Genomic DNA, 24,323 nt, shown 5'->3' with positions numbered 1-24,323 from the left:
ATATGTTAAAGATAAATAATTTACACGCAAGTGTTGAAGATAAAGGAATTTTAAAAGGAATTAACCTTGAGGTTAAAGCTGGAGAAGTTCATGCTATTATGGGACCAAATGGTTCTGGAAAGAGTACATTAGCTTCTGTTATAGCAGGTAAAGAAGAGTATGAAGTTAAGCAAGGAGAAATACTTCTTGACGAAGAAAATATAGATGAGCTTGCAGCCGAAGAACGTGCACATAAAGGCATCTTTTTGTCGTTTCAATATCCTGTAGAAATTCCTGGAGTTAGTGTTACTAATTTTATGAAGACAGCAATTAACGAAACTAGAAAAGCTAAAGGATTAGGAGACATGCCAGCAAAAGACATGCTAAAACTAATTCGAGAAAAATCTGAAATGCTTGAGATAGATAGAAAATTTTTATCTCGCTCTTTAAACGAAGGATTTTCAGGAGGAGAAAAAAAGCGTAACGAAATTTTTCAAATGGCAATGTTAGAACCTAAGTTAGCTATACTTGATGAAACCGATTCAGGATTAGATATCGATGCGCTTCGTATAGTTGCCAATGGCGTTAATAAGCTTAAAAGTAAAGACAATGCAGTTATTGTAATTACACATTACCAACGTTTACTTGATTATATAGTTCCAGATTTTGTTCATGTATTATACAATGGAAAAATTGTAAAATCAGGAACTAAAGAATTAGCTCATGAACTTGAAGAAAAAGGCTACGACTGGATTAAAGAAGAAGTGAACGTGTAAAATTAGTACACAGTTTACAGCTCTAGTATTACAGGCATTACTGTTCACTGAGACTGAATACTGAAAACTGAACAAAATGGATTTAAAAGAAAAATTAGTATCATCGTTTTTAGCATTTGAAAACAGAGTTGATGTAGAAACTCCTATTCATGATGTTAGAAGTGAAGCTATAAAAACCTTTGAAGCGAAAGGTTTCCCTACAAAAAAAGACGAAGATTGGAAATACACATCACTTAAAAGTGTTTTAAAGTCTGATTTTAGTGTGTTTCCAAAACAAGAAAATGCTATTGAATATACAGATGTTAAAAAATACTTCATTCATGATATAGACTCGTATAAGATTATATTTATTGACGGGAAATATTCATCACATTTATCACAAACAACACATGACGGTATAGATGTGTGTTTAATGTCTGCAGCTTTAACAAAGCCAAAATATCGTTTAGTTATTGAAAATTATTTTAATAAAATAGCCACTAAAGATAGTCTATCATCGTTAAATACGGCATTCTCTCAAGAAGGTGCTTATATTCATATTCCAAAAAATAAATTGGTAGAAAAACCAATTCAAATTCTACATTTTTCTACTGGTAACGAAGCTGCATTAATGTTGCAACCACGTAACTTAGTTGTAGTAGACGAAAACGCTCATGTTCAAATTATTGAACGTCACCAGAGTTTAACAGATAATCCAGTATTAACGAATAGTGTTACAGAAATATTTGCAAACAAACGTGCTATTGTAGATTACTATAAAATTCAGAATGACAATAAAAATGCATCTCTAATAGATAATACATTTATCAACCAAAAAAGAGAAAGTCATGTTTCAGTTCATACATTTTCGTTTGGTGGACAACTAACACGTAATAACCTGAATTTTTATCAAAATGGAGAGCGTATCGATTCTACAATGAAAGGGATAACCATAATTGGAGAAAAGCAACATGTAGACCATAATACTTTAGTACATCATATTGAGCCAAATTGTGAAAGCCACCAAGATTATAAAGGTATTTTTGGTGATAATGCTACAGGCGTTTTTAACGGAAAAGTTGTTGTAGAAAAGGAAGCTCAAAAAACTAATGCATTTCAAGCCAACAATAATATCTTGCTTAGTGATAAAGCATCTATAAATACTAAACCGCAATTAGAAATTTTTGCCGATGATGTTAAATGTTCTCATGGATGTACTATTGGGCAGTTAGATGAAAGCGCAATGTTTTATATGCGTTCACGTGGTATTCCTCAAAAAGAAGCCAAAGCTTTATTAATGTATGCCTTTAGTAATAATGTTTTAAGCTCAGTAAAAATTCCTGAATTAAAACAACGTATCACAAAAATTATAGCTACTAAACTAGGTGTAAATATTGGGTTTGATTTGTAATCTATTTAAAAACAATTGATGTTAAAAGTAGAAAACATAAGAAAAGATTTCCCAATACTTTCAAGACATGTTAATGGTAAACCCTTGGTGTATTTTGATAATGCAGCAACATCACAAACACCGCAACAGGTTATTGATGCTATTGTAGATTATTATTCAAACTACAATGCAAATATTCATAGAGGTGTTCATACATTGAGTCAAGAAGCAACAGACAAATACGAAGCGGCAAGGCAAACCATTCAAAATCATTTTAATGCAAAGCATGCACACGAAATTATTTTTACTTCAGGTACAACACATAGTATTAATTTAGTTGCAAATGGATTTTCAGCCTTATTAAAAAAGGGTGATGAGGTTATTGTTTCGACGTTAGAGCATCATAGTAATATTGTGCCTTGGCAAATGTTGTGTGAACGTACAGGAGCGATTTTAAAGGTTATACCTATGAATGTTGAAGGCGAATTAGTCATGAGTGATTATGACGCTTTGCTTTCAAATAAAACAAAACTAGTTTTTGTAAATCATATTTCAAATGCTTTAGGAACCATTAATCCTATCAAAGAAATTATTGATAAAGCACATAATGTTGGAGCTGCTGTTTTAGTTGATGGTGCTCAAGCGTGTCCTCACGTAAAAACAGATGTTCAAGCGTTAGATGTTGATTTTTATGTAGCTTCTGCACACAAAATGTGTGGACCAACAGGTGTTGGTGTGTTATATGGAAAAGAAGTATGGCTTAACAAATTGCCGCCATATCAAGGTGGTGGAGAAATGATTGCTGAGGTTACGTTTAAAAAAACAACTTATGCAGAGTTGCCTCATAAATTTGAAGCTGGAACACCAAATATTTGTGGTGGCATTGCCTTTGGAGCAGCCATAAACTATATGGATAATATAGGCTTTGATGCTATTGCTAGTTATGAAAATGAATTGTTGGATTATGGCACTCAAAAACTTTTAGAGATTGAAGGCTTAAAGATTTATGGAACTTCTAAGCATAAAACATCAGTGATTTCTTTTAACTTAGAAGGGATTCATCCTTATGATGTTGGAACAATTTTAGATAAAATGGGAATTGCAGTGCGTACAGGACATCATTGTGCACAACCAATTATGGATTTCTATAAGATTCCAGGAACCATTAGAGCGTCATTTGCATTTTATAATACTAAAACAGAAATTGATGCTTTAGTTGAAGGTGTTAAGAAAGCAAAAATGATGTTGTCTTAAAATTTGGCTTCTTTTTTGTAAGTTATTTATAAATAAGTAATACTTAGAACATATGAAACGAGCATGCTAAGAGTTTTCATCCTTTAGAGGAATGACTAAAGCGAACAGCATGTGACCGATTTAATAAAATAAATAAAGACACATGAAAATAGTAATGAGCATATTGGCAATAGTTTTGTTGACAAAAGAATGTGACCAAAAACAGTTACAAACCATTTCTGAAAATAACGCTACTGAAGAATTTTTAAGAGTTTCGAAGCAAGAACAAGATAGTTTAGCCTTTACATACCGTACATCAACAAGAGGGTTTTTTGAAATAATTTGGGTCAATAAAGACTCTATTTCTTTTGCTAAAGAACGAGATTTTAAAGATAAAGTAACTTTTGCATGTCCAGAAAAAGAATGGGATGAGCTTATGGGTTTGTATACTGCTTTAGACACAAAAATCTTACCAGAATTAGAACCACCTTCAACAACATTTAGACATGATGAGAAGCCTATGGCTACTTTAAAAATAGACACCAAAGATGAATCGTATATAACAAATGGTTTTGATCATGGACGTCCGCCAAAGTTAATTAATGAGCTTGTAAATAAGTTAATCTCTATGAAAGAAGAGGTTCAAAAAAACTAGATTATAGTGTATCTTTGTTAAAAAAGTATGTTGTGAGTATTCAAGAAATTCAAGAAGAAATAATAGACGAATTTTCAATGTTTGAAGATTGGGAAGAACGTTATCAATATATGATTGATTTAGGTAAAGATTTACCTTTAATTGACCAACAGTATAAAACAGAAAACAATATTATAAAAGGATGCCAAAGTAAAGTTTGGGTACATGCAGAAATGAATGCTGATAAAGTAGAGTTTACTGCAGATAGTGATGCTATTATAACCAAAGGCATTATCGCTATTTTAATTCGAACATTTTCTAATCAGCATCCAAAAGATATCATTGAAGCCAATACAGATTTTATAGATAAAATTGGGCTTAAAGATCATTTATCACCAACAAGAGCAAATGGTTTGGTAAGTATGGTGAAACAACTTAAAATGTATGCAATTGCATACCAAACACAATTAAATTAAAAATGGAAACAACTATAGATACTAACGCGTTAGGTGAAAAAATAGTAAATGTATTAAAAACGATTTACGACCCAGAAATTCCTGTAGATATTTATGAATTAGGATTAATTTACGATGTTTTTGTAAATGAAGATTACGACGTTAAAATTTTAATGACTTTAACAACACCTAATTGTCCTGTAGCTGAGACTTTACCATTAGAAGTTGAAGAAAAAGTAAAATCATTAAACGAAGTAAAATCTGCTGAAGTAGAAATTACTTTTGACCCACCTTGGACTCAAGATTTAATGAGTGAAGAAGCTAAGTTAGAATTAGGAATGCTTTAATTAGTTTAAAATTAAATGTTATCTAGGTCATAATTGAGAGGTTTTATATATGTCAGACGAAATCATAAATAGAGTAGCTAATAGCAAATTAGTTGTTGTCGATTTGGAAGATTATTATCCAATAGGCAAGCGTGTTTTATTTGATATTAAAGATTGGCTATTTGAGGGTTTTGTGCTTCGCGAAAAAGAATTTAGAAATTATGTGGCTACTCATGATTGGTCTCAATATAAAGATGCGTATGTAGCACTTACATGTTCTACAGATGCTATCATACCAGCTTGGGCTTACATGCTTTTAAGTATTAATTTAGAACCTTATGCTAAAAAAACGAGTATAGGAAACCTCGAAACTTTAGAAACATCTATTTATCAAGACATCATTAACAATATAGAGGTGTCTTTATATAAAGACAAACCAATAATAATTAAAGGATGCTCAAATAAACCAGTTCCAGAAAGTGCTTATTTACAATTGGCTCAAAAACTTACTCCAATTGCTAAATCTATAATGTATGGTGAAGCATGTTCTGCAGTGCCATTATTCAAAAAGAAATAGAGTGACTTAGTATTTTAGTACGTGTCTTAACCATATGTGTTTTATAAAGATTATATGTGAGTTCTTATTTTTGTACGAAAACATCTATGACTTATATTTGCAAAATCTTTAAATAGAATTAATTAAAATTTGAAAAATGAATAAAAAATCACTTTTTACAGTATTATTAATGTTAATAGTTACTTTTGGTTTTTCTCAAACAAAAGAAGAATTAGAAGCTCAAAAAGCAGAAAAGCAAGCTGCTGCTGATGCATTGCAAGGAGAAGCAGATGCAATACAAGCTCAAATAGATGCACTTCCAGGTTGGAAAATTGGAGCTTTTGGAACTATTGGAGGAAGTTTATCAAACTTCAATAATTGGTATGCTCAAGGAACACCAAATAATTCATCAGGAAATATTGGCTTTACAGTTAATGGGTATGCTAATTTACTTCAAGATAAATTCTTTTGGAGAAATGCATTAACTACTAATTTAAACTGGGTAAAATTAGATGACAAGGATACAGATTTAGATGACGATGATTTTAACCCAACAACAGATGTATTTAACATTTCATCTTTATACGGAAGAAAACTGAGTGAAAAATGGGCTGTTTCAGGATTAACAGAATATAGAACAACATTATTAGACAACTTTAACGACCCAGGATATTTAGATGTTGGTGTTGGTGCAACATGGACACCAATTCAAGATTTAATCGTTGTTATTCATCCTTTAAATTACAACTTTGTATTTGCTGATAATGATGCTATTTTTGATTCGTCTTTAGGAGCAAAGATTGTAGCAGATTACACAAGACAAATTGGAGCTATAGGTTTTAAATCTAATCTATCAATGTTTCAAAGTTATAAAAGCGGAGACCTTTCTAATTGGACCTGGACAAACTCTTTTGGATACACGTTATGGAAAATGATTGGAGTTGGTTTTGACTTTGGTTTAAGAAGCAATAAGCAAGAAGCATTAAATTATGCTTTAGGGCGTTTTGATCCAATGGGTACTGACCCAACACCTACATTTGGTAATGTAGATAATGATTTACAAACGTACTGGACTTTAGGACTTAGTTATAAGTTTTAATAATACCTCAGTAAATAAAAAAAGCACGCTAATTAGCGTGCTTTTTTTATTTACTCTTCAGTATAATCAGGATACAAGAAATGATTATAAGGAAATCGTGTGACATGAATTTCTCGTACTTCATCATAAACACGCTTTTTAAATGCTTCAAGATTTTCTTTGTTTAAAGCAGAAATAAATAAAGCGTTGTTTCCAACTTTATTCATCCATGTTTTTTTCCATTCATCTAACGTGTAATGTATAGATGTTCTTTCGGTTACTAAATCATCATCATCAAAAGGTTCAGCGGTATAGGTGTCAATTTTATTAAAAACCATGATAGTTGGTTTATTAGAGCTATCAATCTCTCCTAAAATTTTATTTACCGACGCTATATGTTCTTCAAAATTAGGATGTGAAATATCTACAACATGAAGCAATAAATCTGCTTCTCTAACTTCGTCTAATGTACTTTTAAAAGACTCTATTAATTGTGTTGGCAGCTTTCGGATAAACCCAACAGTATCTGTTAATAAAAATGGCAAGTTTTGAATTACAACCTTTCTAACAGTTGTATCAAGAGTAGCAAATAGTTTGTTTTCTGCAAACACTTCACTTTTACTAATCACATTCATTAAAGTTGATTTTCCAACATTGGTATAACCAACAAGAGCAACCCTAACCATTTTACCGCGATTACCACGTTGCACAGCCATTTGCTTGTCAATGGTTTTAATTTTTGCTTTTAGCAATGCAATTTTATCACGTACAATACGTCTATCAGTTTCTATTTCGGTTTCACCTGGACCACGCATTCCAATACCACCTTTTTGGCGTTCTAGGTGTGTCCACATTCCTTTTAAACGCGGCAATAAATATTCACATTGTGCTAATTCTACTTGGGTGCGCGCATAACTAGTTTGAGCACGTTGTGCAAAAATATCGAGAATAAGATTTGTCCTGTCTAATACTTTACAACCTAGTATTTTACTGATATTACGTTCTTGAGCGGCAGAAAGTTCATCATCAAAAATGGCGGTTCCTACATTATTGTCTTCAATAAACTGTCTAACATCTTCCATTTTACCAGATCCAATAAATGTTTTTGGATTAGGCATTTCCATTTTTTGAGTAAAGCGTTTTAAAACTTCGCCTCCAGCTGTGTAAGTTAAAAACTCAAGCTCATCTAAATATTCTTTGGAGCGCTCTTCATTTTGCGCTTTAGTAACAACACCAATTAAAACAGCTTTTTCTAATTCTATGTCTTTTTTCTCAATCATAAATAAAAATAATGTGCAAAGTTACATAAATGCAAGTACCTCTATTACATTTTAAAATTTAAATTTGTGAAATGGAGAATTTAGAAACAATCAATAACATACATACAGTTGCTTTTTATAATGTAGAGAATCTATTTAATATAGTTGATGATGCGTCAACTCATGATAATGACTTTTTACCAAGTTCAGAAAAACGATGGACAAAAAAACGTTATGAAAGAAAGGTTTATAAGTTAGGCTCGGTTATTTCTAAAATTGGTTTTGAAGATTCAAATAAAGCACCAACAATTGTTGGACTGGCTGAGGTAGAAGGCAAAGATGTAATTGAAGATTTAATTAAGAGCAAAGATTTAGAACCATATAACTATGGTTTTGTTCATTATGACTCGAAAGACGAACGAGGTATTGATGTTGCGTTACTATATAATAAGGACAATTTTGTGGTTGAAAGTTCTAAAATATTTTCTGTGTATTTAGAAGATGAAAAAGGAGAGCAAGACTTTACTAGAGATATTCTATTGGTTTCAGGAATGCTTGAAGATGAAAAAACACATTTACTTGTAAATCATTGGTCATCACGAAGAGACGGCGAAAAAGAAACAGCCTATAAGAGAATAGCAGCCTCTAACAAGCTTTTAGAAATAATCGAAAACTTAAAGCAAAATGAAGTTAATCCTAAAATTATTGTTATGGGAGACTTTAACGATAACCCCAATAATACTAGTGTAAAGCAACTTGTAAAAATAGGTAATCTTTTTAACCCAATGGAAACCTTATGGTCTTATGAAAAAGGAAGCCAAAGCCATAATTTTAGGTGGAATCTTTTTGATCAAATTTTATTTTCTGTCAATTTTTTTGAAACAAAAAAAGGGCGTTTTAAGTTTGATGAAGCAAACATTTTTAATGAGAAATTTTTAACGCAACACGAAGGAAAATATAAAGGACAACCATATCGTACTTATGTAGGCAAAAAATACAAAGGAGGTTATAGCGATCACTTCCCCGTTTTTATTAAAATAAGAAAATAAACAGCTTACTTTTTTAAGCCGCAATTCCTTTCGTCGATGATAAACGTCTTTTATCTATTATAACAATGTTAACGCTTTGTTAACTATCATTTTTTTTATCTTCGGATACTTATTCAGCACGTATTTATAATGTTTAGTTTATAGAATTTTCTTCTTTTAAGTATACAATTATAATAATGTGTTTAATATCAGTGAATAAAAATAACAACTAATAATAATCAACACAAAATGAAGAAAATTACTCTCTTTTTAGCTCTGTTTACTATCTTATTGAGTTGGCAAGCTAATGCCCAAATCACAACATATCCTTATGTTGAAGATTTTGAAGCTGGTGATGGCGGCTGGGTTGCCGACAATACTACAGCAGGAACATGGGCTCTTGGAGCTCCAGCTGGAGCTGTTATCAATAGTGCAGCTTCCGGAGCTAATGCTTGGGCTACGAATTTAACAGGAACATATAATAGTAGTGAGGCATCAACTGTTACAAGTCCTGAATTTGATTTTTCAGCTTTAGCAGCGCCATCTATTGAGTTTAGTATTTGGTGGAATTCTGAAAACGGTTGGGACGGAACAGTGATTCAGTCGTCAATTGATAATGGAGCATCTTGGCAAAATATAGGCGCTGTAGGTGATCCTAATAATTGGTTTAATAATGTGGATATTGATGGGAGTCCTGGAGGTCAACTAGAAGGATGGTCTGGAGAGGTAGCTAATAATGGTTCTCAAGGATGGGTCGTAGCGCGTCATGCACTTGTAGGACTCGCTGGAGAATCTAGTGTGTTTATAAGAGTTGCCTTTGGCTCAGATACTACAGTTACTTCAGATGGAGTTGCTTTTGATTTGGTTAATATATTTGAAGTTACTTGCCCTGAACCAAATGGATTAGTGGTAGACAGTGCTACAGCAACAACAGCAAATATATCATGGACACCAGGTGGTGGAGAAACAGATTGGGAAGTAGCTGTTCAAACTGCTGGAACAGGACAACCTGCTGGATCTGGAGATTCAACAGATTCAAACGCACCTTATGTTGCCATGACTTTAAACCCTGCAACAGCTTACGAGGTTTATGTGCGATCCGATTGTGGTGGTGAATTTAGCCCATGGATTGGGCCAGTTAATTTTTTAACTGAATGTGTGACATTTACAGCACCATATAGTGAAGGGTTTGAAAATGCCGGAGCTATTCCAATTTGTTGGAGCATGAGTGGAGGTGAAGACTGGAATTTTGATAACGATCCAGCATTTGAGCATATAGGAAATAATGGAACAATTACAGGAACAACAGCAACAAACGACTTTTTTGCTTGGGTTGATGCTTCTGGAAACGATGGCCCAACAACCCTAACAACTCCTTTAGTAGATGTGTCAGGATTAACAACACCAGCACTGTCTTTTTACGAGATTAGTGATAATGAAGGTAATGCAAACTCTACTTTAGATGTAGAAGTTTGGGATGGAGCAGCTTGGAATAATGTTGGTACTTATAACACTAATACAGTTGGTTGGGAGCTCAAAATAATAGATTTAAGCCCTTTAACAATTACTGGAGATATACAAGCAAGATTTATTTTTTCAGAAACGGTAACTGGAGATTTTTATGATGATATAGCAATAGACGATGTTACTTTTGATGAAGCACCTTCATGTTTTGCGCCAACATTTTTGATGGCAAACAATTTTACATCAACAGGAGCAGATTTAAGTTGGTCTCAAGATGGAGCGGTTACTTTATGGAATGTAGAAATTGTAACAGCTGGTACACCTGCAACAGGGACACCAACAGCAAGTGGTGTTTCAAACCCATATACTGAATCTGGATTATTACCAGCTACAGATTATGAATATTATGTACAAGCAGATTGTGGTGGAAACCTTAGTGGTTGGACAGGCCCTTTTGCCTTTACTACAGAATGTGTAACTTTTGTAGCACCTTATACTCAGGGTTTTGAAAATGCAGGAGTAATTCCAATTTGTTGGAGCATGAATGGTGGAGAAGATTGGAATTTTGATAACGATCCAGGTTTTAACCACATTGGAGATAATGGTACAATTACAGGATCCACTGCAACTAATGACTATTTTGCTTGGGTTGATGCTTCAGGCGATGATGGCCCAACAACTTTAGTGAGTCCATTTGTAGATGTGTCTGGTTTAACAAACCCTGCATTATCTTTTTATGAAATTAGTGATAATGAAGGCGATGCCAATGCTACTCTAGATGTAGAAGTTTGGGATGGAGCAGCATGGAATAATGTTGGGACTTACAATACAAATACTGCAGGTTGGGAACTTAAGATAATAGATTTGAGCCCTTTAACGATTACTGGAGATGTTCAAGCACGATTTATATTTTCTGAAACTGTAACAGGAGACTTTACTGATGATATAGCAATTGATGATGTTACATTTGATGAAGCGCCAACGTGTTTCCCTCCAACAATGTTAGTATCAACCGGAGTAAGCTCTACAACGGCAGATGTTACTTGGACACCAGTTGGTTCTGCTGCAACATGGAATATAGAAGTTGTAGTAGCTGGAACACCTCCAACAGGAGTACCAACAGAAACGGGAGTAAGTAACCCACATACAATTACAGGATTAACAGCTGATACAGATTATGAATTTTATGTTCAAGGAGATTGTGGTACAGACGGATTAAGTATTTGGACTGGACCTTCTAGCTTCTATACAGGTTATTGTATCTCAGAACCTACAAGTAATGATGGTAATGGTGTTGCAAGTGTAACCGTTGTAGCTACAGATTTCACTAGTTTTGGAGATGTGATGTATGAAGATCATACTGCAACACCAGTAAGTGTGTTCCCTGGCATACAAACTAACCTATCTATTACTTTTGAAACAGGATTTACGTATTGGACTAATATATGGATAGACTTTAATGACAACCTTATATTTGATGCAAGCGAATTAGTATACCAAGGAGAATCATTAGGAGATAACCCAACAACTTTAGATGCTTCTTTTTTAATGCCAGTAACAGCTACGCCTGGATTACACAGAATGCGTATTGGAACTGCAGATGGTGGACAACAAACACCAAACCCATGTTATAATGGAGCCTTTGGTGTAACACTCGATTTTACTGTAGATGTAGGCATTCTTAATTGTACACTAGCAACAGTTACATACACTCAAGTTGACGATTGTGATAATAACCAAGTATTTGTAGATGTTAATATTACAGATTTAGGAGACGCAACAACACTTGAGATTACTAATGATAGTGATGCAACATCACTTCAAGTTACAACACCTGGTACATATCAGGCTGGACCTTTCCCAACTCTACAAGATGTGCGAGTGTTTGTGGCGAGCTTGCAAGATTCAGATTGTACACTTACAAGTCCTATATTTAATTTAGTATGTCCTCCAATAAATGATGACCCTTGTGATGCTGTAGTGGCTGTTGTAAATGATGATTTTATTTGTGCGCAAAGAACACGTGGCTCTCTTGCATTAGCTGGAGATTCAGGAGTAGCAGCACCATCATGTGGTGGAAATGCTGACGATGATGTTTGGTTTCAATTTATAGCTACAAGCGAATTCCAATTAATAGCTTTAGCTAACCTTACAGGAAGTAATACATTTAATATTGATCATGCAGTATATGAAGGAACATGTAATGCATTAGTTGAGATTGCTTGTACAGATGAACTCTCAAGCATAACACCTCAATTAGTTATAGGTAACACCTATTTTATTAGAGTATATTCTGGAGGCGGTAATCCTGAAGACACTATATTTGATTTATGTATAACACCTTATGAAGCACCTCAAAATGTTGATTGTGACCTTGCAATTAATTATTGTAGCGGAGGCACAGATAGTGACATACTTTATACACCAAATACCGTAAATGTTGATGATGATAGAGATGTTGCTTGTTTAGGAACAATTCCTAACCCAACGTATAATCTTGTTAACATAGGAAGCTCAGGAGAAATTTTAATCACAATTGTTCAAAACACAGCGTTTGATGAAAATGACATGCCTATTGGTGATGATTTAGATGTAGATTATGTGCTTTGGGGACCTTTTGATCCTGCCCTTGCTGATAATGACCCTAATCATTATTGTAATTTAGATTTATTAGTTGATTGTCCAACATGTCCTAATAACACAACTAATCAAGCATTTTACCCTTTTGGTAATATAGTAGATTGTAGTTATTCTGGAGCAGCAACAGAATCAATAACGTTGCAAAATGCAGTTGAAGGCGAACTTTATTTACTTTTAGTAACTAATTACACCTTTGATCCAATAGCTAATACAAATCCAGGAATAATTCAAGTAACTCAAACTAATTTGGGAGACCAAAGTGCAGGAACAGTTACAGGAGAAATTGCTGTAGAGCTAGGTTCAGATTTAGACTTATGTGGCTTTACAACATATGATTTAAATGCTGCTTCTCCATTTGCTGATAGATATGAGTGGTATTTAAATGACGTTTTAATTCCTGGAGAAGAAACAGATACATATACAGCAGAAGCTACAGGATTAGGTTCAGGTACATATAAAGTAATTGCTTTTGACAGCACTTGTGATGCGCAAGCAGAGGATGAAATCCTTGTTACATTTGGTGATGAAGTTGCTATAGACCCAATAGATCAAATAGTAACTTGTGATGATATTTCTGCTGATGAGGTAGAAAACTTTGATTTGGTTGGGCATATTGCAAATTTTAGTTTCCTTAATGGGCAAGATGCATCTATGTTTAATATAACATTCCATGAAAGTCAAGGAGATGCTGCACAAAACATCAACCCAATAACATCACCTTATAATAACACTTCTAATCCGCAAACAATATACGTAAGGTTTACAGATGCTGATGCTGCTTTTTGTAGCTCAATAAGAAATTTTGAATTATTTATTTCTGGCCCTCAACCTACAGCTATTAGCGTAGATATAGAAGAATGTGATGATGATGCAGATGGTATTACAGATTTTGATTTAGCTGCTCATGATGCTAATGTATTAGGAACTCAAGACCCAAGTATTTTTGCTGTAACGTATCATACTAGCGAAGCAGATGCAGAAGCTAATGTAAATGCAATTGACACATCAACATTGTACAGTAGTTCTTCTCAAACTATTTGGACAAGAGTTGAAAATAGTACTGCTTTTGACTGCTACTCTGTAATTGATTTTGATCTTATTGTTAATCCATTACCGATTGCAAGTTTTGATGTTAATTTTGATTATGAAGTATGTCCTAATGCAACTGTTCCAATTATTATTACTGCTATTGCAGACAACTTTTCGCTAGATAATGTTACTATTGCTTGGTATAGAGATAGTAGTTTAATTGCTGGAGAAAACGGATTAACACTTCCAGTTCTTGAAGAAGGAACTTATGAAATTGAAGTTACATATAATGATACTGGATGTACTGACATTGCAGGAATAAGACCTGTAGTAGAGTTAGAGTCTTGCGTAATCCCTCAGGGGATATCACCAAATAATGATGGTCAAAATGATACATTTGATTTAAGTAGTTATGATGTTCAAAAACTTGAAATCTTCAATAGAAATGGAATATTAGTTTATGAAAAAACTAATTATACTAACGAATGGCATGGACAAACCAATGATGGCGAAGAGTTACCTGTTGGCACGTATTTCTATACTATGGAATATGAAAAAGGTAAACGCAAAAGCGCATGGGTTTACATTCAAAGATTAAACTAACAACAACCAACTAAATTGAAACACGTACAATAAACATTTGTATAAAAAACGAAATGTTTATTGTACAAGTTTCAAAATACAACTAAAAACAAAAAACTAACAGATGAAAAAACTTTATATCGTTATTGTATTGCTCGTAGCAACGCAAATGTATGGGCAGCAAGATCCACAATATACGCAGTACATGTATAATATGAATGTGATTAATCCAGCATATGCAGGCTCAAAAGAGAATTTATCATTTGGATTATTATATAGAACACAATGGACAGGAATTGAAGGTGCTCCTAAAACGGGAACATTTTTTGGTCATCTTCCTGTTGGAGAAAAAGTAGGAATTGGTCTTTCTGTTATAGCAGATGAAGTAGGTCCCGTAAAAGAAACTAATGCGTATGCAGATTTTTCTTATACTTTAAAATTAGGAGGCGACCAACGTTTGGCTTTCGGTCTTAAAGCTGGTGCAACATTTCATGATATAGGAATTGGTGGTCAGAGTATAGATTTAATTGATCCAACAGATCCATTTTTTCAAAATATAAATTCAACAACACCTAATATTGGTGCTGGTGTGTTTTACTATAGTAATAATTACTATTTATCGGTATCTGTACCTAATATTTTAAACTCTGTGCATTTAGATGCAAATGGAAATAAATTGGGGTCTGAAGAAGCACATTATTTTGTAACAGGTGGATATGTATTTCAGGTATCTCCAAATACAAAATTAAAACCATCTTTTATGGTTAAATCTGCATTTAGCGCGCCTACATCTTTTGATGTTAACCTTAATGCATTGTTCTATGAAAAATTTGAAATTGGAGCTTCGTATAGATTAGACGATTCGTTTTCGGGCTTGATAAACTTTAATATTACACCAACAGTAAAAATTGGATATGCTTACGATAGTGTAACTTCAGATATTAAAAAGTATGCGCCTTCATCACATGAATTTTTATTGTTGTTTGATTTAAATTTCCCGAAAAAAGTTTCACGTTCACCAAGATATTTCTAAAACAATTAAGTTAAACATTATGAAAAAAATAAGTATACTTTTTACAATTACAATTTTGAGTAGTTTAAGCTTAATTGCTCAAAATAAAGACACTAAAAGAGCTGATAAGCATTTTTCAAGATTTGAATTTGTTGAAGCAGCCGAGGATTATGCTAAGTTAATAGAAGACGGTAAAGGCGATGCTTACGTTTATGGTCAATTAGCAGAATCATATTATAACATATTTAATACCGTTGAAGCCGAACGTTGGTATGCAAAAGCCTTAGAAACATCTGAGAGCCCTGAGATGATTTATAAATATTCTCAAATGCTTAAAGCCAATGGTAAGTATGAAGCTTCTAATACACAAATGGCTAAGTTTGCTTCTATGCGTCCTAGTGATGATAGAGCAATAGCATTTAATAAAAACCCAGATTATCTTCCTAAAATTTTAGAAAAAGGAAAAAAATTCAATGTTCAAAATCTTGGGTTTAATACAAAGTCTTCAGATTTTGGTGGAACTTTAAAAGATGGGAAGCTTTATATCACTTCAGCAAGAAATGCTGATAGAAAAAATTATGGATGGAATGAGCAACCGTTTTTAGATATCTATGAACTTAATAAAAACGATGATGGAAGCTACCAAGCTGCTACACTCTTAAGTGATAAGATAAATACAAAATATCATGAAGGTGTTGTTGCGTTTAGTCCAGATGGTAACACCATGTATTTTTCTAGAGAGAGTTATTTCGAAAAAGTTTACGAAAAAGATTCAATCACTAAAGTTAGATACAGCCAATTACACATGTTTAAAGCTACAAAAGCTGGTTCAGGTTGGGATAATATAGAAGGTTTTGCTATGAATAGTGATAACTATTCTGTTAAAAATCCTTCTGTAAGTGCAGATGGTAAAACATTATATTTCTCATCAAATATGCCTGGAGGTTATGGTTTGTATGATATTTATAAAGCTAGTATTAATGACGACGGTACTTTAGGAGAACCAGAAAACTTAGGGCAAAAAGTAAATACCGAAGGTCAAGAAATGTTCCCATTTATAAGCAGCAACGGAACGTTATATTTTTCTTCTAATGGGCATTTAGGGCTAGGAGGTTTAGATGTATTCCACACAAAAGAAATCGACGGAAAAATAGCTCCTATACGTAATATAGGGATTCCTATTAATAGTAATGCAGATGATTTTGCATTTCAAATAAATGAAGAAACAGAAGAAGGTTTTTTATCATCAAACAGAGATGGTGGTTTAGGTAGTGATGATATCTACGCAATTAAAAAATTACAGCCTTTATATGATGTTTTAATTACTGCTACAGTTACCGATGGTAAAACCGGAAACCCTGTAAATGCTGCAACGGTAGATTTATATGATGATCAAGGAAATAAAGTGCTTTCTAAAGTAACAGACTCTGATGGTACTGTTGAATTTATTATAGAAACGAATAAAAACACAGAACTTGAAGTGTTTATGGATGGTTACGAAAGTAGAAAAGTACCAGTTAATGGTACTGAAGATGAAGAATTAGCTGTAAGTATTTCGCTAGATCCAATTGAAGAAATTATAGTTGCAGATCGTATAGTGTTAAATCCTATTTATTTTGATTTTGATAAATCTAACATTACTGCACAAGCAGCTTTTGAGTTAGATAAATTGGTTCAAATTATGACAAAGTATCCTGATTTAATAATTAACGCAACATCACATACAGATAGTAGAGGTTCTGCTTCTTATAACGAAAGGTTGTCTGATAGAAGAGCTAAAACTACAGTTGCTTATGTAATATCTAAAGGTATTGATAAAGCAAGAATTACCGGAGAAGGAAAAGGAGAAAATGAATTAAAAGTTAATTGTGGTTCTAATTGTACAGAAGACGAACACCAATTAAACAGAAGATCAGAGTTTATTATAATAAGTGGAGGTCCACAGAATCAATAAATTTATATAGATTACTAACTAACCAATTTTTAAAAGCTTCATCATTAATTTGATGGAGCTTTTTTCTTTAAAGACCTGAATTTGATTAGGTTTAAGATTATTACTTGTGCAAAAGGAATAGTAAAAAGTCAATCTTTGTTACCTTGAGCAAAGTCTAAAGGTTTTAAGTTCTTATTTTAAGTATTGACTTAGTAGGTAAACCACCTTCGAATAAAACATTACGTCAACCTGAACTAGTTTCAGGTTCTCATTCTAAATAACTAATATTCTATTTGATGAGATTCTGAAACAAGTTTGGAATGACACTTAAAACTGTATTATGACATAAAATGGGTATTTAGATTTATTATATTAACTTACGTTAAAAGGATTTTAATAAAAGTAACGCAATAAAAATAAGACCAAATGGTAATAAGAAAAGTGCAAAGATATTAAAGCCCTGAGATTTGCTTTTGTTGGCTTTAGCATTTAATATTTTACGTGTTTTACCACTATATTTTAACCAATTTTTAAAGTAGATAACTAGTACAGTTAAAAAGAATAATACCCAAGCTTTTGTGGAAGACATGGTTGTAGTATTCATTTGTTTTAAAAACACCGAAAAGAATACGCCTAATAATAACACTAATGAAGATTGTAATAAAGTTATATAAGCTATTGCTATTGTATTAGCATGCTTTTTGTATCTAGTTTTATAGTGATTAAATACACTAAAAAAGAATTGATCGGATAATATCATTAAGTAAGATTTTAAAAAACAAAACCTGCTAATTAAATTAGCAGGTTTTGTTTTTATATATAAAAAGAGTTTTAGTCTTGAACTAATACTTTAAAATTATCTATTTCATAAGTACCATCAATTGTTCCTGTATTTGGTGGATTATTTCCACTATTATCTCCACCAATGTATTTAAAAGCAATATGAGCTGTGCCAGAATATGAGCCAATATTAATTAAGCCAGAATCTACCCAGTCTTGATAATACGCATCATCAGATACTATTATTCCAGGAAGCGTTGTCCATGTAGCTGAAGTTATATTTGCTTCAATGCCATCCCAATCTGTAGAGATTAGTAATTCTAATTCGCTATCATCAGAAAAACTATTTGATGTTTGAAAGTTAACGAACTCTAAATCTTGCGCGTCAAGATCAATACTTGGTGATATTAGCCAAGTTATATTACTTGTAACACCAGAGTTATATGCTCCCATAGAGGCAATTTTATTTCCAGGACCTGGATTACCGCTATCTGTAGTCGTTAATGCTCTCCAGTTATAAGTTCCTTCTTCAGCAAAAGCTGTCCAGCCATTACCAGAAATAGTAGCGTTAGTTGACATAGATTCAAAATCATCATTAAAAACTTCACTAAAATCTGTAATATCTAATAGAGAACAGCGCTCTCCATCAAAATTAACATCATCTGTTGAATTTAATGTTAATATTAAGCTACTAGCATCAAAGGTTTTACTTACAATGGCAGAAATTGAGCCGTTACCTGTTGGTAATGATTCGTTTTTAAAGTCAGAAAAAGAACTTGTTTCTAAGATGAAATTTGAATAAGAAAATCCAGAACAAGCTTGTAGGGTTCTTTGTGTGTCAAAATCTTCTTGAGGATCAAAATAGTTCTCATTACTAAGATAGTCAGGAAATTCTACACCATCTATTTGAACAAACATTCCTATGTTATCATCAGAGATTTGATCAAAAGATATATTTAATGGTACAATATCCATTGTAGTTGTAGATCGAAACATTCTAGAGTTAGCTTGAGCTGTACCCAAACTAGTTACTGTTGTTCCAAATTGATCAGTTTCGGTTCCTCCTCCAATTGTAATAACATTATTTCCTGTGCGTTCTTCACCAATAAATAAGCCATTAGGGATATTTGAGTTAGTTGGAGGATTTAATCTAATATATACTTCACGCCCTTTATTATATTTATTGTAAAGGTCTGTTTGGTTTATAATTACTTTAATCGCAGCTGTAGGATTTTCAAAATTATCTTGGATGTATATTTCTTTATAGAAATTGCCAGTTCGATCAGATGAACTTACATAGCCTTTTACAACAATGTCAGTATCTACTTGAAATGGAATGGCATCATCATTATCACCATCATTGTTTGGGTCAGAATCATACATAGCTTTTAACTCAGCAATAGATACTTCATCAATCGTTCCATCAGCAATACCAGCCAAAATATTTTGCAAAGCAATATTTTCTTCTTCGCCTAAATCACTAGGAATTGAGAAATCATCATCTTCTACACAAGATGTAATAGCAATACTAGCAACTAAAGCTAGTAATAGGGTTAAAAATTTATTCGTTTTCATAATGTTAAGTGTATTGTATTATTAATTTTTCTTTTTCTAAAATCTAAGGTACACATTTACAAAGTAATTTGTACCACGCCCATACCAATATTTTGGTCCAAACCTTCTTTTTGGATTACTTACATCTTCACGTAATTCTGTATAATTAGCATTTCTAGCTTGCTCAAAACCACCTGTTTTATATTGTTTATCTAAAAGGTTTCCTACACTAGCAAAAAAGCCAATATATTTATCTCCAATTCTCCATGATTTACCTCCAATAAGATTAACAACCATGTAGCTATCAAATTCTTCTTGTTTTAATAACTCTCTAGCTATTGCTGGGTCATAATCATTTAATGGCAAGCCATCTGTTGGGTCTAAGTAAAAACTACTTGTTCTTGTTATTGGGCTAACATCTACATAGGCATTAGAGAAAAAGTTTGCTGTAGCACCAAACCACCAATAAGCAGGGTCTCTATATTCAAAACCGATAGAAGCAGCACGTTGAGGTCCGCCAGCAATTTTATAATCTTTTAGATTTGCTGTTCCATCACCAAATGTTGCTACTTGGCTATCTGAAGTCAAGTAAAAATTTGGATTATTATCATAAGTATATTGTCCTATTGATGCAACACCTTTTAATTTAATTGTTGGTGTTACTTGAGCTTCAATTCCTAATTCAAAACCAATATGTTTTTTGTCTATACCTTGTAAAACTTCTGAAACAAACTCATTCGTTTGTAAGGTTCCGTTTTGGCTTTCAAAACCTCCTACACCATCTGCATAGTAAAAAGAAACTTCATTAGCATCTTCTATTTTTGTGTAAAACCCAGTTAGTTTGGCTTTAACAATAGAGGATCTAAAGATGTAACTTGCATCTACTGACGATATCTTTTCTTCTGTGATTTCTTTTCCAGTTACATTTACACCATTAACAATGCCTATAACATCATGATTAGATCTTGAGTTAGAATATGTGTTTCTTAACGAAGGTGCTCTGGTAATATAACCTGCATTAACATCTAAAAGGTGTTTACCTGTAATTTTATAAGTGAATCCTGCTTTAGCACCAAATCCAGTAAAATCTAATTTTTTACCTTTACCTGATGAATTGTCAGAAATAACATTTCCTAAGTTATCAAGCTCAATATTGGCTTCGTTTTGATATAAACCTTCTCTTTGATAGTCTGTTTTTGTTATGCTTCCTGAGACATAAAAGTCAATTTTATTATATTTAAATAATGCATTTGCATAACCAGAAATTATATTAGCTTCTAAGTTGTAATTGTATTTAAATTTATCACCTTCTTCAATAATTCTATCTGGATTTTGAAAATCGTATTGAAACCCATCAAATGAATCAACATTAGAATAGCCTGAAGCACCTAATAAATCTATAACTTCAGCAAAATTTTCAGACTTTAATTTCTTATAATTAAGTGATGCATTTAAAGAAACATTTTCATTAAATTCGGTACTTAAAATAGAATTAATAGTTAATTGCTTATCATCTACTCTATCTTCATATAATGCATAAGCACCTAAACCATCAATTGATGCATTTAAGTTAGCATCTATTATATCTACCCAATTTATTTGACCATTGTTTAAAAACTCTTGCTCGGCAACATATGCTCCAGCGTAATCAGGACCATCATTATCTGCTAAAAAGTAGCTTGGTAAATTTTGATAATAGGCCGGACTTGGGTTTCTTCCCGCAGCATAGTCTAAACGGCTATTGCCTAATTTACCAAATTGGTAACCTATGTTTGTATTTAATGAGGTTTTTGAGTTAATATCCCAATAGTGGTTTAACATTAATATAGGTTCTTCAACTTCTTTTATACGTGAGTTACGTTTTTCACCATCTAAATAACCCCAATATTCGTTATATTTTATACCTTTTAAATCATAAACTTCTTGTGTGTTTGGGGACGATTTACCTCTTCTGTTTGGTGCATAAATAGAAGTGAAATTTATACTATGCTTGTCATTAATTTTCTTTTCAACAGAAGCGAAAAAAGAATTAGAGTCATATAATGAAGCGTCTTGAAAACCCTCATTTCCCCAACGTCTTCCTAGCATAATTGTATATGCCCAACCACCTTCTACTAAACCAGAAGCATAACTTGCCATTAAGCGGTTGGTGTAACTTCTATTTGATGATGAGTAGGTTAAACGACCACCGCTTCTATAATTAGAAGCTCTCGTGTTTATATTGGTTGTACCTAAAACACCTCCAAAATTATAAGCCGATGGTGTTAAACCAGATGTTAACTCTTGGTTTCTAACAACATCATTTAAACCGCCCCAATTACTCCATTGTGGTCTTCCATTATAGAGTTTGTTCATCTCAATTCCGTTAATTAAAACAGAACCATTGTCTGAGTCTAATCCTCTTACTCTAAAAAAAGATGAGCTAAATTCAAATGCTGCTGTACGTTGAAAGATATCTTGAGACGATGATAATAAACCAGAAATATTATCTGCTCCACTAGTATCATCATTAAGTTCGTCATCAGAAAGTGAAATTGTAAATTGATCAGATTCACTCCCTGGATCGAAATCTAATGTCATACCACTAATGTCAACAGTCTTACCTTCGTTTACAACAATAGGATAACGTTTAGTAACATAGTTTAATTTTTCAACCTTTAAAACTTGCTCTCCTAAAGGGACTTTAGTTGTAAAACTAAATTCTCCTAAAGCATTTGTTGTAGCTGTTTGTGAGGTTTCTTCAATTGTAATGGTTACATCTGGAATAGGTTCTCCTGTTATTCCGTCTAGAACACTTCCTTTAACAATAGTGTCTTGAGCAAGAACTGTGAACGCAGAAAAAATTCCGAATAAAAAAATAAAAAAACTTTTTTTCATGCCTAATTTTAAAATTAATAGTTGTTGTGCATTAAATAATAGTTATTTAAGGCTTGCAAATTTACATTATTTATAATAAATACATACTTTTGGCGTAACATTTGTATACATAATAACAATAACATAATATACAGTCGATGAAATTATTAAAGTTTTCGGTAACAATCATTTGTTTACTGTTGTCGTTTGGTCTTTTTTCCCAAGAAGAAAAAAAACAAAAAACAAAGTTTAAAGTACATACAGTAGCGTTTTATAATCTAGAAAATTTATTTGATACTATAAATGATCCAAATAAGTTTGATGAAGCAAGCCCTATTATGGAAATGAAAACCAATAGAGCAGAGGTTTATAAAAAGAAAGTGCATAACATGGCTCAGGTTATTGCAGATATTGGAGCTGATGTAACAGGCAACACACCTGCTATAATAGGAGTTTCTGAAGTTGAAAATAGACAGGTTCTTGTCGATTTGGTAAATGACACCTTATTATTAGCTAAAGATTACGGAATTATACACTTTGATTCTCCAGATGCTAGAGGAATTGATGTAGGGTTATTATATCAAAAAAAATTGTTTAGACCTATAAATGAGAGTAAACATGAATTAAAAATTTATGATGATCAGACTAGGAAGCGTATTTTTACAAGAGACCAATTGCTTGTAAGTGGTAAATTAGATGGAGAGCTAATACATATTATCGTTAACCATTGGCCATCTAGACGAGGTGGTGAGGCAAGAAGTAGACCAAAGCGAGTTGCAGCAGCCAAAGTAAGTAAGCGTATTATCGATTCTTTACAATCTATTGACCCATATGCTAAAATATTTACAATGGGAGATTTAAATGATAATCCAACCAACTCAAGTGTTAAAGACGTTTTAAAAGCGCAGAGTGATAGGAGTAAAGTTGGATTGAAAGGAATTTACAACCCAATGGAAAACTTCTTTAAAAAAGGGTTGGGTTCTAATGCGTATAGAGATGCATGGAGTTTATTTGATCAAATTATGATTACTAAACCATTGTTAGAAAAAGATTACTCATCATTTAGATATTATAAAGCAGGGATTTTTAATAAAAATTATTTAATAAGTAAAAAAGGACGTTATAAAGGATACCCCAAACGAAGTTTTTCTAACGGTAGTTTTACTAATGGTTTTAGTGACCACTTTCCTGTTTATGTTTATGTTATAAAAAAAATAGAATAGCTGAGTAAATTATAATTATAACTATAAAAAAGCGCAAACATTAATTTGCGCTTTTTTATGATTTAAAACCAAGTATTCCAAGGGATTTTTGCTAAAACTAAAACTAAAGCTATAGTATAAAAAACAGCTAACATTTTAAATTTTGGTTTTGAAGTTAATTTCTTTTTATGTTTAGAATATCCAATAGTTATTAATGCTATAGCAATAATCATCGTTAAAGGGTGTTCAATAATATTTGAACGTAACGTTGAGTTTTTCATTACTTCTCCCATTCCTATGTCACTTATTACAGAAAGATAATCTGAAGCAAAAAATAATACAATTCCTAAAAGCAATTGAATATGCGAGACTATTAAAGTAAATAATGAAATTCTAAAATCTTTTGCTTCAAATTCTTTATCGCCAAAAAACTTAATGAGCGCATTAAATGTTGCTAAGACTAAAACAATAAATACTAAGTAAGCCCAGTAAGAATGTAAAAATTGAATTGTAGTGTACATGTTTTAATGTATGTGTTAGTTGCGCAAATGTAATGATTTTATAATATTATGTATTCA

The 24,323-nt window shown here is 32.5% G+C and carries 18 protein-coding genes; 13 read left to right on the top strand and 5 right to left on the bottom strand.

Annotated elements, in window-relative coordinates; all coding sequences use genetic code 11:
• Nucleotides 1-2: 2 nt before the first annotated feature.
• The 8 genes from sufC to BXY80_RS03830 all read left to right on the top strand — a co-directional run bounded on the left by sufC (nt 3) and on the right by BXY80_RS03830 (nt 6,427).
• Nucleotides 3-755: a Fe-S cluster assembly ATPase SufC gene (gene sufC, locus BXY80_RS03865; RefSeq protein ID WP_120199886.1), complete on the top strand. Its 753-nt coding sequence runs from the start codon at nt 3-5 to the stop codon at nt 753-755.
• 76 nt (nt 756-831) lie between these two features.
• Nucleotides 832-2,145 (top strand): Fe-S cluster assembly protein SufD, encoded by a 1,314-nt coding sequence (sufD, locus tag BXY80_RS03860; RefSeq protein WP_120199885.1) that lies wholly within the window; start codon nt 832-834, stop codon nt 2,143-2,145.
• Between the two features lie 18 nt (nt 2,146-2,163).
• Nucleotides 2,164-3,378 carry an aminotransferase class V-fold PLP-dependent enzyme gene (locus tag BXY80_RS03855; RefSeq protein ID WP_120199884.1) on the top strand — a complete coding sequence of 405 codons (1,215 nt, stop codon included), beginning with the start codon at nt 2,164-2,166 and terminating at the stop codon, nt 3,376-3,378.
• A gap of 142 nt (nt 3,379-3,520) precedes the next feature.
• Nucleotides 3,521-4,012: a hypothetical protein gene (locus tag BXY80_RS03850; protein WP_120199883.1), complete on the top strand. Its 492-nt coding sequence runs from the start codon at nt 3,521-3,523 to the stop codon at nt 4,010-4,012.
• 32 nt (nt 4,013-4,044) lie between these two features.
• Nucleotides 4,045-4,467 (top strand): SufE family protein, encoded by a 423-nt coding sequence (locus BXY80_RS03845; protein ID WP_120199882.1) that lies wholly within the window; start codon nt 4,045-4,047, stop codon nt 4,465-4,467.
• Nucleotides 4,468-4,469: 2 nt separating this feature from the next.
• Nucleotides 4,470-4,793 carry a DUF59 domain-containing protein gene (locus BXY80_RS03840; protein ID WP_120199881.1) on the top strand — a complete coding sequence of 108 codons (324 nt, stop codon included), beginning with the start codon at nt 4,470-4,472 and terminating at the stop codon, nt 4,791-4,793.
• Nucleotides 4,794-4,842: 49 nt separating this feature from the next.
• Nucleotides 4,843-5,349, top strand: a complete 507-nt coding sequence (locus BXY80_RS03835) for a DUF2480 family protein (protein ID WP_120199880.1) — start codon at nt 4,843-4,845, stop codon at nt 5,347-5,349.
• Nucleotides 5,350-5,485: 136 nt separating this feature from the next.
• Nucleotides 5,486-6,427, top strand: a complete 942-nt coding sequence (locus tag BXY80_RS03830) for a DUF3078 domain-containing protein (protein WP_120199879.1) — start codon at nt 5,486-5,488, stop codon at nt 6,425-6,427.
• 50 nt (nt 6,428-6,477) lie between these two features.
• On the opposite strand, the gene hflX is transcribed toward BXY80_RS03830, so the two are convergent.
• Entirely contained in the window at nt 6,478-7,686 is a 1,209-nt protein-coding gene (gene hflX / locus BXY80_RS03825) for a GTPase HflX (RefSeq protein WP_120199878.1), read from the bottom strand.
• Nucleotides 7,687-7,757: 71 nt separating this feature from the next.
• Here hflX and BXY80_RS03820 point away from each other — a divergent pair, with 71 nt between their 5' ends.
• The 4 genes from BXY80_RS03820 to BXY80_RS03805 all read left to right on the top strand — a co-directional run bounded on the left by BXY80_RS03820 (nt 7,758) and on the right by BXY80_RS03805 (nt 17,374).
• Entirely contained in the window at nt 7,758-8,714 is a 957-nt protein-coding gene (locus tag BXY80_RS03820; RefSeq protein ID WP_120199877.1) for an endonuclease/exonuclease/phosphatase family protein, read from the top strand.
• A 228-nt stretch (nt 8,715-8,942) separates the two neighbouring features.
• A complete protein-coding gene (locus BXY80_RS03815) occupies nt 8,943-14,429 on the top strand; it encodes a T9SS type B sorting domain-containing protein (protein WP_120199876.1) in 5,487 nt (1,828 codons plus the stop codon).
• Between the two features lie 103 nt (nt 14,430-14,532).
• Complete coding sequence (locus BXY80_RS03810; RefSeq protein WP_120199875.1) at nt 14,533-15,441, top strand: PorP/SprF family type IX secretion system membrane protein; 909 nt, start codon at nt 14,533-14,535, stop codon at nt 15,439-15,441.
• A 19-nt stretch (nt 15,442-15,460) separates the two neighbouring features.
• A complete protein-coding gene (locus BXY80_RS03805; protein WP_120199874.1) occupies nt 15,461-17,374 on the top strand; it encodes an OmpA family protein in 1,914 nt (637 codons plus the stop codon).
• A gap of 361 nt (nt 17,375-17,735) precedes the next feature.
• Here the strand turns inward: BXY80_RS03805 and BXY80_RS03800 are convergent, their stop codons facing one another.
• The 3 genes from BXY80_RS03800 to BXY80_RS03790 all read right to left on the bottom strand — a co-directional run bounded on the left by BXY80_RS03800 (nt 17,736) and on the right by BXY80_RS03790 (nt 22,564).
• Nucleotides 17,736-18,113 carry a hypothetical protein gene (locus tag BXY80_RS03800; protein WP_120199873.1) on the bottom strand — a complete coding sequence of 126 codons (378 nt, stop codon included), beginning with the start codon at nt 18,111-18,113 and terminating at the stop codon, nt 17,736-17,738.
• Between the two features lie 71 nt (nt 18,114-18,184).
• The gene (locus tag BXY80_RS03795) at nt 18,185-19,708 is read right to left on the bottom strand and encodes a DUF5689 domain-containing protein (protein ID WP_120199872.1); all 1,524 of its coding nucleotides are present in this window, start codon (nt 19,706-19,708) and stop codon (nt 18,185-18,187) included.
• Between the two features lie 36 nt (nt 19,709-19,744).
• The gene (locus BXY80_RS03790; protein ID WP_120199871.1) at nt 19,745-22,564 is read right to left on the bottom strand and encodes a carboxypeptidase regulatory-like domain-containing protein; all 2,820 of its coding nucleotides are present in this window, start codon (nt 22,562-22,564) and stop codon (nt 19,745-19,747) included.
• Nucleotides 22,565-22,701: 137 nt separating this feature from the next.
• Here BXY80_RS03790 and BXY80_RS03785 point away from each other — a divergent pair, with 137 nt between their 5' ends.
• A complete protein-coding gene (locus BXY80_RS03785) occupies nt 22,702-23,766 on the top strand; it encodes an endonuclease/exonuclease/phosphatase family protein (RefSeq protein WP_120199870.1) in 1,065 nt (354 codons plus the stop codon).
• Between the two features lie 62 nt (nt 23,767-23,828).
• On the opposite strand, the gene BXY80_RS03780 is transcribed toward BXY80_RS03785, so the two are convergent.
• Nucleotides 23,829-24,266: a hypothetical protein gene (locus BXY80_RS03780; RefSeq protein WP_120199869.1), complete on the bottom strand. Its 438-nt coding sequence runs from the start codon at nt 24,264-24,266 to the stop codon at nt 23,829-23,831.
• Between the last annotated feature and the right edge of the window lie 57 nt (nt 24,267-24,323).

The sequence above is a fragment of the Ichthyenterobacterium magnum genome (assembly GCF_003610635.1).
Classification (GTDB): domain Bacteria; phylum Bacteroidota; class Bacteroidia; order Flavobacteriales; family Flavobacteriaceae; genus Ichthyenterobacterium; species Ichthyenterobacterium magnum.
Note: the sequence above shows the minus strand (reverse complement) of the source record. Positions and strands in the feature narration are given on the sequence as shown.